Below are 17820 nucleotides of genomic sequence, written 5' to 3'. Positions count from 1 at the left end.
CACTCACTCCGCGTGCGCGCGGGTCGTGACGAGCGCCAGCCACACCTCCGCCCGGTCCGTCGGGTCCTCCAGCGAGACCCCGAGCAGGCGCTCGGCCCGGGACAGCCGCTGCCGCAGCGTGTTGCGGTGCACGCCGAGGGCGTCCGCGGCCGGTTGGCGGGCGCCGTGGTGGGCCAGGAAGACCTCCACGGTCCGGCGCAGCTCGGCGTCGCTCAGCCCGGTCAGTCGGCCGGTCGCCCACGCCTCCAGGCCGGCCGGGTCCAGCTGGTCCGGCAACGAGGACCCGTCGGCCTGGACGACGGGTCGTCGCGCCGACGTCCGGGCCCAGGCGGCGTCGGCGGCGCGGGCGGAGGCGTCGGAGAGCGGGACGGGGCGGCCGGTCCCGGCGCGCCCGGTCCACCCCTGCAGCGCCGCGGCGACCGCGGCGGGGGAGCCGAGGGCGTGCTGCCCGCTGCTCGGCAGGTCCGGGGCGAACGCACCGCTCCAGCGCACGACGACGACGGGGTCGGGTAGCTGCACCCCCACGGCGCCGGCCAGCCGCCGGGCGAGGTCGACCCGGCCGGTCAGGACGAGGTCGACGGCACCGCTCGTGACGACGCGCGTCACGGCCTCGGTGTCGAGCACGGGGTGGGCCGTCAGGAGGTCCAGCAGCGCGGCCGCCGTGCCCACGGTGCCCTGCACGGCGCGCGGGACGTCCGGGCCCCCCGCCACGAGCAGCCACCGGGTGGCCCCGCTGGCCCGCAACGTCACCGTCCCGGTCGCGGTGACCTCCGTCCACGCCGCGCGGGCTCCCTGGCCGCGCACCCGGTGCAGCCCCTCCAGCGCCGCCGCGGGGGGAGCCTGCGAGGACGTCGCCGCCAGGACGGTGCCCGCCGCGTCGAGCAACCAGGCCGATCCGTGCACGGCCCGCGCCGTCCGCTGCAGCACCGCACGCGCCCCGTCCGGGCCCGCAGCCGCCGCCGCGAGGTCCCGGCCGGCGCGGGCGGCGGCGGCCTCGGCCTCGTTCTCGCTGCGCCGCAGCAGGTCCGCCAGGCGCCGGGAGACCGCGATGAACGGCGTCGGCACGGGCACCTCGACGACGGCGAGACCGGCCGCGGAGGCCGCGGTGACGAGCGTGCGCGGGACGGTGCGGTGCGACAACCCCACCCCGAAACCGACGCCGGCTGCGCCCGCGCCCGTGAGCCGGCCCACCCAGCGCGCCCAGCCGTCGCGCGGCACCCGCAGACCCGTCGTCAGCAGCAGCTCCCCGCCCTCGAGGAACGGCGTCGGGTCGTCCAGCTCGCTCGTGGCCACCCAGCGCACCGGGACGTCCGGATCGCCCCCGACCAGGCGGAGGTCGAGGGAGGCGGTCGAGAGCAGGTCCGCGAGCAGCACCACCCCGCCATGGTGCCGCACCAGGTGTCCGGTCTGCACCGTCGGCGGCCCGTGAGGATGTGCGTGCCCGACACTGACGCGGGTGACGCGGACGCCTACCGTCGAGCCATGACGATGCTCACCCCGGGGATCAGCCCGCAGGAGACCGCCGGCCCGACCACCACGCAGGGTGGACCCTCGCTGCCGCAGGAGATCCGCCTCGTCACCGAGGTCCCCGGGCCGCGCTCGAAGGAGCTGGCCGCGCGCCGGTCCTCGGCCGTCTCGGCCGCCGTCGGCTCCTCCATGCCGTTCTTCGCCCACGCCGCCGGCGGGGGCGTCGTCGTCGACGTCGACGGCAACTCCTTCGCCGACCTCGGCTCGGGCATCGCCGTGACCACCGTCGGCAACTCCGCCCCGGCCGTCGTCGAGGCCGTCACGGAGCAGGCCGCGCGGTTCACCCACACCTGCTTCATGATCACCCCCTACGACTCCTACGTGGAGCTCGCCGAGCGCCTCGCCGAGCTGACGCCCGGCGACTTCGCCAAGAAGAGCGCGTTCTTCACCTCCGGCGCCGAGGCCGTCGAGAACGCCGTGAAGATCGCGCGCGCCCACACCGGGCGCCAGGCCGTCGTCGTCTTCGACCACGCCTACCACGGCCGCACGAACCTCACGATGGCCATGACGGCCAAGAACATGCCGTACAAGAACGGCTTCGGGCCCTTCGCCCCCGAGGTGTACCGCGCCCCCCTGAGCTACCCCTTCCGCGACGGCCTCGACGGGCCGACCGCCGCCGCGCGCGCCATCGCCGTCATGGAGAAGCAGGTCGGCGCCGCCAACCTCGCCGCAATCGTGGTCGAACCGGTCCAGGGCGAGGGCGGGTTCATCGTCCCCGCGCCGGGGTTCCTGCCGGCCATCGCGGCCTGGGCCCGCGAGAACGGCGTCGTGTTCGTCGCCGACGAGGTCCAGACCGGCGTCGCCCGCACCGGCGCCTGGTTCGCGAGCGCCCTCGAGGGCGTCGAACCCGACCTCGTCACCATCGCCAAGGGCGTCGCCGGCGGTCTGCCCCTGTCGGCGGTCACGGGCCGGGCGGAGATCGTCGACGCCCCGGTGACGGGCGGTCTGGGCGGCACCTACGGCGGGAACCCGCTGGCCACCGCGGCGGCGCTCGCCGTCCTGCGGACCGTCGAGGACGAGGGCCTCCTCGAGCGCGCCCGCCGGATCGAGGAACTGCTGTTCCGCCGGCTGCGCGCCCTCGCCGAGCGCGACCCCCGCGTGGGTGACGTCCGCGGCCGCGGAGCCATGGTCGCCGTGGAACTCGTCAAGCCCGGCACCACCGAGCCGGACGCCGCCCTGGCCAAGAAGGTCGCGACGGAGGCCGCCCAGCGGGGCGTCATCGTCCTGACCTGCGGCACCGACGGCAACGTCCTGCGGTTCCTGCCGCCGCTGAGCATCGGCGACGCCCTGCTCGAGCAGGCCTTCGACGTCCTCGACGGCGTCTTCGCCGCCGGCTGACCTGCGCTGAACCCCTTCCCGGACGGACCCCACGAGAGGATCGCCGCCATGACGAGCACCACCACGAACCCCACCAGCGCCCGGGAGTCCGAACTCCTCGCCCGCGTCCCGACCGGCCTGTTCATCGGCGGGACCTGGCGCGAGGCCAGCGGGGGCGGGCGCATCGCCGTCGAAGACCCGGCCACCGGCCGGACCCTCGTCGAGATCGCCGACGGCACGGTCGAGGACGGCGCCGCCGCGCTCGACGCCGCGGTCGCCGCGCAGGCCGGGTGGGCCCGCACGCCCACCCGGGAACGCGCGGAGATCCTGCGCCGCGCGTTCGACCTCGTCGCCGCCCGCGCCGACGACTTCGCCCTCCTCATGACCCTGGAGATGGGCAAACCCCTGGCCGAGGCCCGCGGCGAGGTGGCGTACGGGAACGAGTTCTTCCGCTGGTTCTCCGAGGAGGCCCCGCGCATCGCGGGCCGCTACTCGGAGAACCCCGTCGGGGGTTCGCGCCTGCTGACGATGAAGCAGCCCGTCGGCCCCGTGCTGGCGATCCTGCCGTGGAACTTCCCGCTCGCCATGGGGACCCGGAAGATCGCCCCGGCCCTCGCGGCCGGCTGCACCATCGTCGTCAAACCCGCCACCCAGACCCCGCTGACGACGTTGCTGCTGGCGCAGGTCCTCGAGGAGGCCGGTGTCCCCGCGGGCGTCGTCAACGTCCTGACGTCCTCCACCACCGGCAAGGTCACGGCGCCCCTCATCGCCGACCCGCGGCTGCGCAAGCTCACGTTCACCGGGTCCACGCCCGTCGGCAAGAAGCTCGTCGAGCAGTCCGCCGAGCAGTTGCTGCGCATCTCCATGGAACTCGGCGGCAACGCGCCGTTCCTCGTCTTCGACGACGCCGACCTCGACAAGGCGGTCGACGGCGCGATGGCGGCGAAGATGCGCAACCAGGGCGAGGCGTGCACCGCGGCGAACCGGTTCTACGTCCAGCGCGGGATCGCGGACGAGTTCTCCCGCCGCCTGGCCGAGCGCATGGGGTCGCTGGTCGTCGGCCGCGGGACCGAGGACGGCGCGCAGGTCGGGCCGCTCATCGACGCCCGGGCCCGCGACGACGTCGCCCAGCGCGTGACCGAGGCCGTGGACGCCGGGGCCCGGGTGCTCACGGGGGGCAGCGCCGTGGGCGACACGGGGTACTTCTACGCCCCCACCGTCGTCGTCGACGTCCCCGCCGACGCCCGCCTCCTGCGCGAGGAGACGTTCGGGCCCGTGGCGCCCGTCGTCGTCTTCGACACCGAGGAGGAGGGCATCGCCCTGGCCAACGACACCGAGTACGGCCTCATCGCCTACGCGTTCACGCAGGGCCTGGAACGCGGGATGCGCGTCGCCGAGGCCCTGGAGACCGGCATGGTCGGCCTCAACGCCGGGGTCGTCTCCAACGCCGCCGCCCCGTTCGGCGGGGTCAAGGCCAGCGGGTTCGGTCGCGAGGGCGGCCTGGAGGGCATCGAGGAGTACCTCGAGACGAAGTACGTGAACTTCCCGCTCTGAGGACGTCGCACGAGGAAGGGCCCCGCCGGAACTCCGGCGGGGCCCTTCCTGCGGATGGGGGTCAGGCGTTCGCGGCCCGCGTGTAGACGTCGCGGACGACGCTGCCGAACCGCGGTCCGTACAGCACCGAGGTGTTGTCGTCGTAGCTGAAGCTCGTCACGGACGTGACCGTTCCGGTGCCCGTGGCGGGGTCGAAGTCGTGCACCCAGGGGCCGCCGCTGGAGCCGCCGCCGAGGTCGCACAGGGTGGCGACGTCGGTCGTCGCGCCGGGGCCGTTGTCGGTGAACTGGGTGCCCGTGCAGTACTGCAGCGTGAACCCGTCGGCCGTGGTGCTGCGGCCGGGGTACCCCAGGACGGTCGTGCGTGCCAGGGGGGTGTCGAAGGCGATCCGGTTGGCGCCCACGGTGTCCTTGAGGGACTTGCCGCTGCGCGGGGTGACGAGGGCGAACCCGACGTCGTAGCTCAGCGCCGCGGACGACTGCTGGTCCAGCGTGCGCCACTGGGTCGTGGTGAACGTCTGGCCGACCGCGAAGCGGCCCTGCGGTTCGCTGGCCCCGGCCAACCCCGGCACGAAGATGAGGTTGCGGGAGTCCAGGCGGTTCTCGGTCACGCAGTGGCCGGCGGTGACGATGACGTTGCCCTTGGGGGAATCGACGCTGCTGGCCGTGCACTCGAACTTGCCGGTGCCCTGGGTGAAGTAGAGGCGCCCGACGGTCGGCAGCGCGCCGCCCACCCAGTTCCGGGCCGTGCTGACGGCGTCCCCGGTGACGACGCCCGAGGCCTCGCGCGGGGCGCGCGGCAGGACGGGAGCGTCCCCCTGGGCGACCGACGTCGACCGCGGCCGGGGCGCGGCGGTCGAGGGCTGGGCGGTGCCGACGGCGGCGGCCGCGCCCGGGGCACCCGCACCCCGGTTCGTCACGGTGCGGTCGAGCGGGGTGGCCTGGGCCAGTCGCTCGGCGGTCCAGAAGTCGAGCGCGGCCTGCTGGCCGGACGCGTCGACGGTCGAGAGCAGGGACACCCCGCCGCCCGGGGCCGCGGTGGCCGTCGTCGCGGCGAAGGTCGCGGCGCCACCGAGCGTGACGACGACGGCCGAGGACGCGGCGATGAGCCTCCGCGTGAGGTGCGTGCGCATGGCGGGTGTCCCTCCCGAGTGGTCGTGCTGCCGGGGTCATCCTCGCCGATCCCGTGCAGATCTGCTGCAGGCCGCCCGTCACGGGGCGTGGCGGGCCCCGGTCGCAGGCCATGATGGACGCGTGAGCTCCTCCCGCACGCCCCGTCACGCCGCCGTCCCGACCGAGCGTCCCGGGGGCGTCCGGGACGTGGTCCTGCTCGGCAGCACGGGCTCCATCGGCACCCAGGCGCTCGATGTCGTGCAGGCCGCGGGCGCGCAGGGCGCCGAGGCGCCGTTCCGCGTGGTCGCGCTGGCGGCCGGGGGCGCCGACGTCGCGGCGCTCGCGCGCCAGGCCCTCGACCACTGCGTCGCCCTCGTCGGCGTCGCGCGCGAGGAGGCCCGCGGCCCGCTCGAGGAGGCCCTGCGCGCGCAGGCCGCAGGCCGTCCGCTGCCCCGCGTGGTGGCCGGACCGGACGCCGCGACCGAGGTCGCCGCGCACCCCTGCGACGTCGTCCTCAACGGCATGACGGGCTCGGTGGGGCTGCGGCCGACCCTGGCCGCCCTCTCCGCCGGCCGCACGCTGGCCCTGGCCAACAAGGAGTCCCTCGTCGCCGGTGGTCCGCTCGTGACGCGCGCGGCGGCCCCGGGCCAGGTCGTCCCGGTCGACTCCGAGCACTCAGCGCTCGCCCAGTGCCTGCGCGGCGGCGCCGCCGACGAGGTCGCCCGGCTCGTCCTCACGGCCAGCGGCGGGCCGTTCCGCGGCCGCACGCGCGCGCAGCTCGCCGACGTCACCCCCCAGCAGGCCCTGACCCACCCGACGTGGTCGATGGGGCCGGTCGTGACGACGAACTCGGCGACCCTCGTCAACAAGGGGCTGGAGGTCATCGAGGCGTCCCTGCTGTTCGGCATCGGCTACGACCGGATCGACGTCGTCGTCCACCCGCAGTCGGTCGTGCACTCGATGGTCGAGTTCACCGACGGCTCGACCCTGGCCCAGTGCTCGCCGCCGGACATGCGGCTGCCCATCGCGCTGGGGCTGTCCTGGCCGGACCGCGTGCCCGGTGCCGCGGCCGGGGTCGACTGGACCCGCGCCGCGAGCTGGACGTTCGAGCCGGTCGACGCGCAGGCGTTCCCGGCCCTGGACCTGGCCCGTGAGGCGGGTCGGCGCGGGTCGACCGTCCCGGCCGTGTTCAACGCCGCGAACGAGGAGTGCGTCGCCGCCTTCCACGCCGGCCGGCTGCCGTTCCTCGGCATCGTCGACACGCTCGCGCGCGTCGTCGCCGAGCACGAGCCCGCCGGTGAGCCGCGCGACGTCGAGGACGTGCTGGCCGCCGAGGACTGGGCGCGTGCCCGGGCCCGCGAGCTCACGGACGGGTCGTCGCGGTGAGCGAGGTCCTGCTCTGGGTGGTCGGCATCCTCGCCGCCGCCGTCGGCGTCGCGCTGTCGATCGCCCTGCACGAGGTCGGTCACCTGCTGCCCGCCAAGCGGTTCGGCATCAAGGTCACGCAGTACATGGTCGGCTTCGGCCCGACGGTGTTCTCCCGCCGGCGCGGCGAGACCGAGTACGGCGTCAAGGCGATCCCGCTCGGCGGCTACATCCGGATGATCGGGATGTTCCCCCCCGGCCCGGACGGCCAGGTGCGCGCGTCCACCACGGGCCGCTGGGCGCTCATGGCCGAGGAGGCGCGGCAGGCGAGCTTCGTCGAGGTCGGGCCGGGGGAGGAGCACCGCACCTTCACGTCCAAGCCGGTGTGGCAGCGCATCGTCGTGATGTTCGGCGGGCCGTTCGTCAACCTGCTGCTCGCGCTGGTCCTGACGGCGATCGCCGCCAGCGCCATCGGTCAGCCGGGGTACGTCCCGCGCCTGTCGGCGGTCTCGCAGTGCGTCCTGCCCGCGGGCAGCACCGCCACGACCTGCGCGGCGGGGGACCCGGCCGCTCCCGGTGCGGCCGCGGGACTGCGCCCCGGCGACGAGGTCGTCGAGTTCGACGGTGCCCCCGTGCAGAGCTGGAACCAGCTGTCGGCCGCCATCCGCGACCACGGCGGTCGTGCCGTCGACCTCGTCGTCGTACGCGACGGACAGCGGGTCCCGCTGACGGTCACGCCCGTCTCGACCCGGCGCGAGGCCCTCGACGCGAACGGCCGGCCCACGGGCGGGACGGAGGAGGTCGGGTTCCTCGGCGTGTCCCCGTCCATCGCGGTGGTGCGCATCGGCCTCGACGAGGTGCCGGGCGTCGTCGGGCAGCAGGTCGAGAGCGTGGCCGGGATCGTCGTCCGGCTGCCGCAGCGGCTCTACGACGTGGCCCAGGCCGCGTTCGGGTCGGCGCCGCGCGACCCGGAGGGGCCCATCGGCGTCGTCGGCATCGGCCGGCTGGCGGGGGAGATGAACGCGCTGCCGGCCGTCATCCCCGGCGACGAGCTGGCCGAGCGGACGTCGCGGCTCGTCTCGCTGCTCGCCGGCCTGAACGTCGCGCTCTTCGTCTTCAACCTCATCCCGCTGCTGCCCTTCGACGGCGGCCACATCGCCGGGGCGCTGTGGGAGGTCGTGAAGAAGGGGGTCTACCGACTGCGCCGCCGGCCCGACCCCGGACCGGTGGACGTGGCCAAGGCCATGCCCGTCGCCTACGGGGTCTCGATCCTGCTCGTGGGGATGAGCGTGCTGCTGCTGTACGCCGACATCGTCAGGCCGGTCACGCTGAACCAGTGAGAGTCCGGTGGACGGTTGCGGCCCGGACGTGACCTGGATTCGTCCGTGCCGGACCCGGGGTTGATACTGCTGTGCGTGAGCGTCAGCCTCGGTCTCCCCGCCCTCCCCCCGCCCGTCCTGGCCCCGCGTCGCAAGACCCGGCAGATCCAGGTGGGCAAGGTGGGGGTCGGCAGCGACTCGCCGGTGTCGGTGCAGTCGATGACCACCACGCCGACCACCAACATCAACGCCACGCTGCAGCAGATCGCCGAGCTGACCGCCTCCGGCTGCGACATCGTCCGCGTGGCCTGCCCGACGAACGACGACGCCGACGCGCTGCCGATCATCGCGAAGAAGTCGCAGATCCCGGTCATCGCCGACATCCACTTCCAGCCGAAGTACGTCTTCGCCGCGATCGACGCCGGCTGCGGTGCGGTGCGCGTGAACCCGGGCAACATCCGCAAGTTCGACGACCAGGTCAAGGACATCGCCCAGGCGGCCAAGGACGCGGGCGTCTCGATCCGGATCGGCGTCAACGCGGGCTCGCTCGACCCGCGCCTGCTCGAGAAGTACGGCAAGGCGACGCCGGAGGCCCTCGTGGAGTCGGCCGTCTGGGAGGCCTCGCTCTTCGAGGAGCACGACTTCCACGACTTCAAGATCTCGGTCAAGCACAACGACCCGGTCGTGATGGTCCGCGCGTACGAGCTGCTCGCCGAGCGCGGCGACTGGCCGCTGCACCTCGGCGTCACCGAGGCCGGCCCGGCGTTCCAGGGGACGATCAAGTCGGCCACGGCGTTCGGTGCGCTGCTGAGCAAGGGGATCGGCGACACCATCCGCGTGTCCCTGTCCGCGCCGCCGGCCGAGGAGGTCAAGGTCGGCATCCAGATCCTGCAGTCGCTGAACCTGCGCCCGCGCAAGCTCGAGATCGTCTCCTGCCCCTCGTGCGGGCGCGCGCAGGTCGACGTCTACTCCCTCGCCGACGCCGTCACCGAGGGGCTGGAGGGCCTGACGGTCCCGCTGCGCGTGGCCGTCATGGGCTGCGTCGTCAACGGCCCGGGGGAGGCCCGCGAGGCCGACCTCGGCGTGGCCAGCGGCAACGGCAAGGGCCAGATCTTCGTCAAGGGCGAGGTCATCAAGACCGTTCCCGAGCACGCGATCGTCGAGACCCTCATCGAGGAGGCCAACCGCCTGGCCGCCGAGATGGGTGAACCCGAGGACGAGAGCACCGCGGGGTCGCCGACCGTCACGGTCGGCTGACGGGACGCGCCGGGGTGTCCGTCTCGACCGGGCCGGTCCGAGCGGGCAGGATGCGGGAGTGTCCCTGATGAACCCGGCCGCACGAGGCTCCGCCGCCTCGGGGACCCTGCGCGTTCTGGGCGGGGCCGACGCCCCCGCCCTGCTGCGCCTGTGCGACCGCGACCCCGTCGCGAACCTCTTCGTCTCGGCCCGGCTCCTCGGGCTGCTGGCCCGGCCCGGCACCGACCTCGGTGGTCAGGTGTGGGGCTGGTTCGAGGACGGCGCCCTCGTCTCGGCCTGCTGGGCCGGGGCCAACCTCGTCCCCGTCGAGGCGACGCCCGCCGCCCTGGACGCGTTCGCCGCCACCGCCCGCGCCGAGGGCCGGCGCTGCTCCTCGCTCGTCGGACCCGCCGAGCAGGTGCTCGCCCTGTGGCGACGCCTCGAGCCGTCCTGGCGCGGGGCGCGCGAGGTGCGCGCCCACCAGCCGCTCATGGTCTGCGACACCGAGCCGTCCGTGCGCCCGGACCCCGCCGTGCGGCGCGCGACGCTGCGTGAGCTCGACCTCGTCGTCCCGGCCTGCGTCGCGATGTTCACCGAGGAGATCGGCTACGCGCCCGCCCCGCCCGACGGCGGCGGCGCCTACCGCGCCCGCATCGCCGAGCTCGTCTCCACCGGCCGGTCCTTCGTCCGCGTCGACGCCGGCCGCTCCGGTCCCGAGGTCGTCTTCAAGGCCGAGCTCGGCGCCGTGTCCCCGAAGGTCGTGCAGGTGCAGGGCGTCTGGGTGCCGCCGCACCGCCGCGGCGAGGGCCTGTCCGAACCCGGGATGGCCGCCGTCGTCGAGGCCGCCCGCGCCGACGGCGTCCAGCAGGTGTCGCTGTACGTCAACGACTACAACGCCCGCGCCCTCGCCGCGTACCGCCGCGTCGGGTTCCGAGAGGTCGGCTCCTTCGCCACCGTCCTGTTCTGACGCGTCCGCCCGGGGTCGGGCTCGCTGTGACGTCGGGCTCGACCTGTGAGCTGGATGCGTCAACGATCCCAACCCCCCGGCCGGTGGGTCGGTGGGTGGGGGAGTGGAAGTGCGGTGAGGGCGGCCGCAGTGCGCCGGTAGCCTGTCGGGCGTGCTGATGCGGATGTCGACGCTGTTCCTGCGGACCCTGCGGGAGGACCCGGCCGAGGCCGAGGTCGCCAGCCACAAGCTCCTCGTGCGCGCCGGGTACGTCCGCCGCGCCGCGCCGGGGATCTACACCTGGCTGCCGCTGGGCCTGAAGGTGCTGCGCAAGGTCGAGGGGATCGTCCGCGAGGAGATGGACGCCGCGGGCGCCCAGGAGGTCCACTTCCCGGCGCTGCTGCCCCGCGAGCCCTACGAGGCGACGAACCGCTGGAGCGACTACGGCGACGGCATCTTCAAGCTGCGCGACCGCAAGGGCGCCGACTACCTCCTCGCGCCCACGCACGAGGAGATGTTCACGCTGCTGGTCAAGGACCTGTACTCCTCGTACAAGGACCTGCCGCTGTCGATCTACCAGATCCAGACGAAGTACCGCGACGAGGCGCGTCCGCGCGCGGGCATCCTGCGCGGCCGCGAGTTCACGATGAAGGACTCCTACAGCTTCGACGTCGACGACGCCGGGCTGGAGAAGTCCTACGACCTGCACCGCGAGGCGTACGTCAAGATCTTCGGCCGCCTCGGGCTGGACTTCGTCATCGTCTCGGCGATGTCGGGCGCCATGGGCGGTTCGCGCAGCGAGGAGTTCCTGCACCCCACCGCGATCGGTGAGGACACGTTCGTGCGCTCGCCCGGCGGGTACGCGGCGAACGTCGAGGCCGTCACCACGCTGGCGCCCGCGGCGATCCCGTTCGACGGGCTGCCCGCCGCGCACGTCGAGGACACCCCCGACACCCCGACCATCGAGACGCTCGTCGCCGTGAGCAACGAGAAGCACCCCCGCGCCGACCGTCCCTGGACCGCGGCGGACACGCTCAAGAACGTCATCGTCGTCCTCAAGCACCCCGACGGGACCCGCGAACCGCTGGCCGTCGGCGTCCCCGGGGACCGCGAGGTCGACCTCAAGCGCCTCGAGGCCGCCGTCTCGCCGGCCGAGGTCGAACCCTTCGAGGCCGCCGACTTCGCGAAGCACTCTGCGCTCGTCAAGGGGTACATCGGGCCGGGTGTCCTGGGGTCCGAGAACGCCTCCGGCATCCGGTACCTCGTCGACCCGCGCGTCGTCGACGGCACGGCGTGGGTCACGGGTGCGGACGCCCCCGGCAAGCACGTCTTCGACCTCGTCGCCGGCCGCGACTTCACGCCGGACGGCGTCGTGGAGGCCGCCGAGGTGAAGGCCGGCGACGAGGCCCCCGACGGGTCCGGCCCGCTGGAGCTGGCGCGCGGCATCGAGATCGGGCACATCTTCGCCCTCGGCCGCCGCTTCGCCCAGGCGCTCGACCTCAAGGTCCTCGACGAGAACGGCAAGCAGGTCGTCGTGACGATGGGCTCCTACGGCATCGGCGTCACGCGCGCCATGGCGTGCGTCGCCGAGGGCAACCACGACGACAAGGGCCTCGTGTGGCCCCGCGAGCTCGCCCCGGCCGACGTGCACGTCGTCGCCACGGGCAAGGACGCGGCCGTCTTCGAGACCGCGGAGCGCATCGCGGGCGAGCTCGTCGCGCAGGGGATCGAGGTCCTCTACGACGACCGCCCGAAGGTCTCGCCCGGGGTGAAGTTCAAGGACGCCGAGCTCGTGGGCGTGCCGACGATCCTCGTCGTCGGCAAGGGCCTGGCCGACGGGACCGTCGAGCTCAAGGACCGCCGCAGCGGCGACTCCGAGCAGGTGCCCGTCGGCGAGGCCGTCAGCCGCGTCGCAGCCGTCGTCCGCGGCTGAGCAGGCGCGCCGCCACGGTGGTCCCCGCGACCACCGCGGCGGCGATGCCCGCGCTCACGGCCACGGTCGTGGACGTGTTCTGCTCGGCCCCGCCGCGGGCGGCGGCGACCCAGCCCAGGCCCCACGCGAGCCCCGCGCCGTAGGCGAGGCGACCGCGGCTGCGCACGGCGGTGAACACCCCGACACCGGTGGCCACGCCCAGGACCGCGACGGCCCAGCCCGTCTCACCGCTCGTCAGGCCGCTGCTGCGCAGGGCGGCGGCCACGTTGGCCACGGTCGCGATCGACACCCACCCCAGGTACAGACCGGTGCTGCCGTCGACCAGGACGGCCTCGACGCGGGTGCGCGGCCGGTCGGCCAGCAGCGCGCCGAAGGTCTTGACGAGCACGAGCAGCAGCACGCTGATGACGACGACCGACAGCCAGACCGACCCCAGCTGCACCGTGCCGATCCAGACGGCGTTCAGGACGAGGGAGGCAGCCGTCCACCAGCCGGTGCTGCGCTGGCGCGGGTCCTCCCGGTGCTTCGGCAGCGCCTGCCACACGGCCAGGCCCGCGAGCCCGGTGTAGATCACCGACCAGACGGCGAACGCCGGCCCGGCCGGGGCGACCAGCGTCGAGTCGGCGCTCAGCGCGCCGCCGGCGGCCGAGGCGATGGGCGTCCCGCCGAACGCCCCCGAGCCGATGGTGGCGCCGACGATCCCGAGGACGGCGCTCGCCGCGACCACCCCCTGCCGCACGGTGTCGGACGAGCCGTGGCCGGTCAGGGCGCCGGTGCGCCGGGGGCTGAGGGACGCGTCGCTGCTCACGCGAGCATGGTCGCGCTCCCCGTCCCGTCCTGCACCTCGTCGGGTCCGTCGGGGGAGACGCCGGTGGGGGCGGGGCCGACGGCAGCCCGGATGCGGTCCTCGGTGATGCCGAAGTGCTCGTGCGCCACGGCTCCGGCGCGTTCGGCGTCGCGGGCCAGGACGGCCTCGACGAGCTCGGCGTGCTGGGGGAGGGCCCGGTCGTAGTCGGCCCGTGTGAAGGGTTCCCAGACGAGCCCGAGGTTGACGCGGGCCAGGAGCTCGCGGCTCAGCTGCGTGAGCTGGGAGTTGTGGGCCGCGGCGCAGACGGCGTCGTGCAGGGCGGCGTCGGTGCGCCGGGACGTGTCGGGGTCGCCGGCCGCATCGACGTAGGCGGCGAGCGCGGTGCGCAGGCGGTCGGCGTCCTGGGTCGTGTGCCGCAGGGCGGCCGTCCGCGCGACCGTCGCCTCGACGAGCCGCCGCAGGTCGAAGGACTCCTCCAGCTCGGACCAGCTGGGCCGCAACGTCCGGGACACTGCGCCCGCGGTCCGCTCGTCGCTGCCCTCCAGCACCCAGGTGCCGCCCGCGCGCCCCCGGCTGGTGGCGACGAACCCGGCGCGGGTCAGCTCGTCGAGGGCCGCCCGCAGCGTGGGGCGGCTGACGCCGAGGAGCTCGGCCAGCTCGCGTTGGGCGGGCAGGCGTTCCCCCGGGGCGAAGTCGCGGACGGCGATCGCGGTGATGAGGCGGTCGACGACGGCCTCGACGCTGGTGCGCGGCCGGGCCGGGGCGAGGGACGGTCCTCCTCGGGCGGTCGGCATGCGCCGATCATCTCAGGCCCACCTCGCGTTACGTTCTGGTTAATGGTCTTGTCCATTGACCATTGAGTCGGCACGCTCGCGCTCATGCCCTCCACGACCAGCCCAGCACCCGTGCGCGAGCTCACGCTCCCGTTCGGCGACCACACCACCGCCGTCCGCGTCACCGGCGACCTCGACGGCGCCGCCCGCCGCCCGCTCGTCGTCCTGCACGGCGGCCCCGGCTGCACGATGGACTACCTGCTGGCGCTCGCCGACCTCGCCGAGCGCGGCATCCCCGTCGTGCACTACGACCAGCTCGGGAACGGCCGCTCCACCCACCTGCCCGACGCGGGCCCGGAGTTCTGGACCCCGCAGCTGTTCCTCGACCAGCTCGACTCCGTCCTGGCCGGTCTCGGCATCGCCGGGGAGTACGACGTCCTCGGGCAGTCGTGGGGCGGGATGCTCGCGGCCGAGCACGCCGTCCTGCGCCCGGCCGGGCTGCGGTCCCTGGTCATCGCGAACTCGCCCGCCTGCATGGACACCTGGTCGCGCGCCGCGCTGGCCCTGCGGGCCGAACTGCCCGCCGACGTCCGCGCCGCCCTCGACACCCACGAGGCCGACGGCACGATCGACCACCCCGACTACCAGGCCGCGACCGCCGAGTTCTACGCCCGGCACGTCTGCCGCGTGCAGCCCATGCCCGCCGACGTCGCCCGCACGTTCGCCTGGATCGACGAGGACCCGACCGTCTACCACACCATGAACGGCCCGACGGAGTTCCACGTCACGGGGACGAACACCGGCTGGACCATCGAGGACCGGCTGCCCCGGGTCCAGGCCCGCACGCTCGTCCTCAACGGCCGTTACGACGAGGCCACCGACGAGTGCGTCGCCCCCTTCGTCGACCGAGTCCCCGGTGCCACCTGGGTGCGGTTCGAGGAGTCCAGCCACATGCCCCACGTCGAGGAACCGCAGCTGTACCTCGACGTCGTCGACGCCTTCCTGGCCGGCGCCCCCCTCCCCGCAGGAGTCACCCGATGAGCACCCCCACCGGCACCGGTGAGCTGTCCGAGTTCGGCTACGCCCAGGAGCTCAAGCGCGGGCTGAAGCTGCGGCACCTCGTCGTCTACGGCATGGTCTTCATGGTCCCGATCGCGCCGTTCTCGATCTTCGGCGGGGTCTTCGACGCCTCGCACGGCATGGTCCCGCTGACGTACCTCATCGGGTTCGTGGCCATGGTGTTCACTGCCGTCAGCTATCAGCAGATGTCGCGCGCGTTCCCCGTCGCCGGGTCCGTGTACGCCTACGCCGGCCGCGGCATCGCCCCGCCCGTCGGGTTCCTCGCCGGCTGGGCGATCCTGCTCGACTACCTGCTCGTCCCCACCCTGCTGTACGTCATCGGCGCCAACGCCATGGCCTCGGTCGTCCCCGGTGTCCCGCAGCAGGTCTGGATCATCGGGTTCGTCCTGCTCAACACCGTCGTGAACCTGCGGGGGGTCGAGACGACGAACCGCGCGAACATGGTGTTCCTCGTCGCCCAGCTCGCGGTCCTGGTGGTGTTCGTCGTCCTGGCCGTGTCCGCGATCTCCCGCGGGGTGGGCGGGGCGCACTGGTCGACGCTGCCCTTCTACAACCCGGCGGAGTTCTCCACCCCGCTGGTGTTCACGGCGCTCAGCGTCGCCGTCCTGTCGTTCCTCGGGTTCGACGCGATCTCCACCATGTCGGAGGAGACGACCGGCGGGAACCGGGTCGTGGGCCGCGCCACCCTGCTCGCCCTCTGTGTCGTGGCGTTCCTCTTCGTGCTCCAGACGTGGCTCGCTTCCCTGCTCGTCCCCGGGATCACGGCGTTCCCGGACGCCGACGCCTCGAACAACGCCTTCTACGACATCGCCCGCACGATCGCGGGGCCCTGGCTGCAGGTCGTCATCGCGATCGCCGTCGCGGTCGGGGCGGCCATCGCGAACTCCCTCGTGGCCCAGGCCGCGACGTCGCGGTTGCTGTTCTCGATGGCCCGCGACCGCCAGCTGCCGCAGTTCCTGCGCCGCGTGGACCCCGTCCGGCAGGTGCCGCAGCGCGCGATCCTGCTCGTGGCCGGGCTCAGCCTCGTCCTGGGGTTGTTCTTCGTGGGCCAGATCAACCTGCTCGCCTCGCTGTGCAACTTCGGTGCGCTGACGTCGTTCCTGCTGCTGCACGTCTCCGTGGTCTCGCACCACCTGCTCAAGCGCCGGCAGAGGACGTACGGGACGCACCTGGTCGTCCCGCTCATCGGGTTCGCGATCATCGGCTACGTCCTGTGGAACGCCGACGTCCACGCCAAGGTCGGCGGTCTCGTCTGGCTCGCCGTCGGCGGGGTCGTCCTCCTCGTCCTGCACCGCCTGGGCCGCTCGGTCTCCTTCGAGGCGTCGGACGCCGCGGTCGCCGAACGCGTCTGACCACGACGAGGCGTGGGTTGTGCGATCCGCACAGCCCTACCGCGCGCCCTGGGCCGTCCGCCCCGTGACGGCCCGGGGTGCCGCCCCTAGCGTCCTCTCAACCCGCTCTCCCCGCCCCTCCGGACCCCGGGAGCCCCTCATGTCAGGTGCAGCAGGACACACCGCCGACGACCACGCGCTCGGCCGCGTCCCCATGACCGCCCGCTACACGTGGTGGTCCGTCGCGATCCAGCGCTTCGGCCAGGTGTCGGCCCTGAGCCAGTTCCTCCTCGGCGCCACGCTGGGGTTCGGGATGAGCTTCTGGACGGCGTTCTGGGCGTTCACGTTCGGCGCCGTCATCCTCGAGGTCGTCTCGATCTTCGTCGGCATCATCGGCTCCCGCGAGGGCATGTCGACCTCGATGGTCGCGCGCTGGCTCGGGTTCGGGCGCGGCGGATCGGCGCTCATCGGCCTGGCCATCGGCATCAGCCTCATCGGCTGGTTCGGCATCCAGTCCGCGGTCTCGGCCCAGGGGCTCGCCAGCACCCTCGGCGGGCTGCCCGCCTGGGGGTGGTCGATCCTCTTCGGGCTCGTCGTCACGGCCATCTGCATCTTCGGGTTCGGGTCGATGGCCTGGACCGCGTACGTCACGGTGCCCGCGTTCCTCGTCCTCGTCGGCTGGGCGATCATCGCCGAGCTGTCCAAGAGCGACGTCGGCGCCCTCATGTCGACCCCGCCGCCGGGTGAGCCCATCAGCCTGGCGACCGGGACCACGCTCGTGGCCGGCGGGTTCATCGTCGGGGCGGTCATCACCCCCGACATGACGCGGTTCAACAAGTCCAGCGCCGACGTCGTCAAGCAGACCGTCGTGGGGTTCACGCTGGGGGAGTACGTCATCGGGATGTCGGGCGTCCTGCTCGCCCACGCCATCGGCTCCAGCGAGATCACGACGATCCTCACGTCCTCCGTCGGCTGGGTCGCGGTCCTCGTCGTCCTGCTCGGCACGGTCAAGATCAACGACTGGAACCTCTACTCCTCCGGTCTCGGGGTCGTGAACTTCATCGGCACCGTCACCGGTCGCCGCGTCAACCGCGCCGCCACGACGGCCGTCATCGGGGTCGTCGGGAGCCTGCTCGCCGCGGCCGGGATCCTCGGTCAGCTCACCGGGTTCCTCATCGTCCTCGGCGTCGTGTTCCCGCCCATCGCCGGGATCATGGTCGCGGAGTACTTCGTCGTGAAGAAGTGGCGCGGGGTCCTGGAGAGCTCGCGCGCCGACGGGGACGCCGTCCCCGAGACCTCCCCGACGTGGGTCCCCGCGACGCTCGTCGTGTGGGCCGTGGCGTCGCTGTTCGGGTACTTCGTCCACGTCGGGCTGGGGTCGGTGAACTCGCTCGTCATCTCCTTCGTCCTGTACGTCGTCGCCGGGCGCGCTGGTCTGCTGCGCGAGGTCGGCACGAGCCGGACCACCGACGGCGAGGTCGTCGAACCCGCCAGCACCGCGACCGCCACCGTCTGACCG

Annotated in this window: 14 protein-coding genes; 10 read left to right on the top strand and 4 right to left on the bottom strand. The window is 73.8% G+C overall.

The genetic code is table 11. The features are described 5' to 3' along the window. Positions 1–3: 3 nt before the first annotated feature. Entirely contained in the window at positions 4–1377 is a 1374-nt protein-coding gene (locus tag AB1207_RS08745) for a PucR family transcriptional regulator ligand-binding domain-containing protein (RefSeq protein ID WP_367637658.1), read from the bottom strand. Positions 1378–1488: 111 nt separating this feature from the next. Here AB1207_RS08745 and gabT point away from each other — a divergent pair, with 111 nt between their 5' ends. Then, the gene (gene gabT / locus AB1207_RS08740; RefSeq protein ID WP_437178900.1) at positions 1489–2865 is read left to right on the top strand and encodes a 4-aminobutyrate--2-oxoglutarate transaminase; all 1377 of its coding nucleotides are present in this window, start codon (positions 1489–1491) and stop codon (positions 2863–2865) included. A 48-nt stretch (positions 2866–2913) separates the two neighbouring features. Continuing rightward, positions 2914–4398, top strand: coding sequence for an NAD-dependent succinate-semialdehyde dehydrogenase (locus AB1207_RS08735; RefSeq protein WP_367637655.1), 1485 nt, complete (start codon positions 2914–2916; stop codon positions 4396–4398). A 61-nt stretch (positions 4399–4459) separates the two neighbouring features. Here AB1207_RS08735 and AB1207_RS08730 read toward each other — a convergent pair whose 3' ends face one another. Further along, positions 4460–5530: a trypsin-like serine peptidase gene (locus AB1207_RS08730; RefSeq protein ID WP_367637654.1), complete on the bottom strand. Its 1071-nt coding sequence runs from the start codon at positions 5528–5530 to the stop codon at positions 4460–4462. A gap of 121 nt (positions 5531–5651) precedes the next feature. Here AB1207_RS08730 and dxr point away from each other — a divergent pair, with 121 nt between their 5' ends. The 5 genes from dxr to AB1207_RS08705 all read left to right on the top strand — a co-directional run bounded on the left by dxr (position 5652) and on the right by AB1207_RS08705 (position 12309). After that, positions 5652–6896 carry a 1-deoxy-D-xylulose-5-phosphate reductoisomerase gene (dxr, locus tag AB1207_RS08725; protein ID WP_367637653.1) on the top strand — a complete coding sequence of 415 codons (1245 nt, stop codon included), beginning with the start codon at positions 5652–5654 and terminating at the stop codon, positions 6894–6896. Then, positions 6893–8215, top strand: coding sequence for a M50 family metallopeptidase (locus AB1207_RS08720; protein ID WP_367637652.1), 1323 nt, complete (start codon positions 6893–6895; stop codon positions 8213–8215). Before dxr ends, AB1207_RS08720 begins: the two co-directional genes overlap by 4 nt. Positions 8216–8290: 75 nt before the next feature. Continuing rightward, entirely contained in the window at positions 8291–9451 is a 1161-nt protein-coding gene (ispG, locus tag AB1207_RS08715; protein WP_367637651.1) for a flavodoxin-dependent (E)-4-hydroxy-3-methylbut-2-enyl-diphosphate synthase, read from the top strand. A 67-nt stretch (positions 9452–9518) separates the two neighbouring features. After that, positions 9519–10397 (top strand): GNAT family N-acetyltransferase, encoded by an 879-nt coding sequence (locus AB1207_RS08710; protein WP_367637845.1) that lies wholly within the window; start codon positions 9519–9521, stop codon positions 10395–10397. A 151-nt stretch (positions 10398–10548) separates the two neighbouring features. Beyond that, entirely contained in the window at positions 10549–12309 is a 1761-nt protein-coding gene (locus AB1207_RS08705) for a proline--tRNA ligase (protein WP_367637649.1), read from the top strand. Here the strand turns inward: AB1207_RS08705 and AB1207_RS08700 are convergent. Both AB1207_RS08700 and AB1207_RS08695 read right to left on the bottom strand, forming a co-directional pair. Further along, a complete protein-coding gene (locus AB1207_RS08700) occupies positions 12278–13117 on the bottom strand; it encodes a TspO-related membrane protein (protein WP_367637647.1) in 840 nt (279 codons plus the stop codon). The two genes, AB1207_RS08705 and AB1207_RS08700, sit on opposite strands and share 32 nt — an antisense overlap. Beyond that, entirely contained in the window at positions 13114–13911 is a 798-nt protein-coding gene (locus tag AB1207_RS08695; RefSeq protein WP_367637645.1) for a FadR/GntR family transcriptional regulator, read from the bottom strand. The genes AB1207_RS08700 and AB1207_RS08695 overlap by 4 nt, the downstream gene beginning before the upstream one ends. 84 nt (positions 13912–13995) lie before the next feature. Between AB1207_RS08695 and AB1207_RS08690 the strand changes: the two genes are divergently transcribed. The 3 genes from AB1207_RS08690 to AB1207_RS08680 all read left to right on the top strand — a co-directional run bounded on the left by AB1207_RS08690 (position 13996) and on the right by AB1207_RS08680 (position 17817). Beyond that, a complete protein-coding gene (locus AB1207_RS08690) occupies positions 13996–14931 on the top strand; it encodes a proline iminopeptidase-family hydrolase (RefSeq protein WP_367637643.1) in 936 nt (311 codons plus the stop codon). Beyond that, a complete protein-coding gene (locus AB1207_RS08685; protein WP_367637641.1) occupies positions 14928–16322 on the top strand; it encodes an APC family permease in 1395 nt (464 codons plus the stop codon). The genes AB1207_RS08690 and AB1207_RS08685 overlap by 4 nt, the downstream gene beginning before the upstream one ends. A 139-nt stretch (positions 16323–16461) precedes the next feature. Continuing rightward, positions 16462–17817: a purine-cytosine permease family protein gene (locus tag AB1207_RS08680; RefSeq protein WP_367637639.1), complete on the top strand. Its 1356-nt coding sequence runs from the start codon at positions 16462–16464 to the stop codon at positions 17815–17817. Positions 17818–17820 lie beyond the last annotated feature (3 nt).

The sequence above is a fragment of the Kineococcus endophyticus genome (assembly GCF_040796495.1).
In the GTDB taxonomy this organism is placed as follows: domain Bacteria; phylum Actinomycetota; class Actinomycetes; order Actinomycetales; family Kineococcaceae; genus Kineococcus; species Kineococcus endophyticus.
The sequence above is the reverse complement of the archived record's forward strand: the minus strand, read 5'-3'. Positions and strand labels throughout refer to the sequence as shown.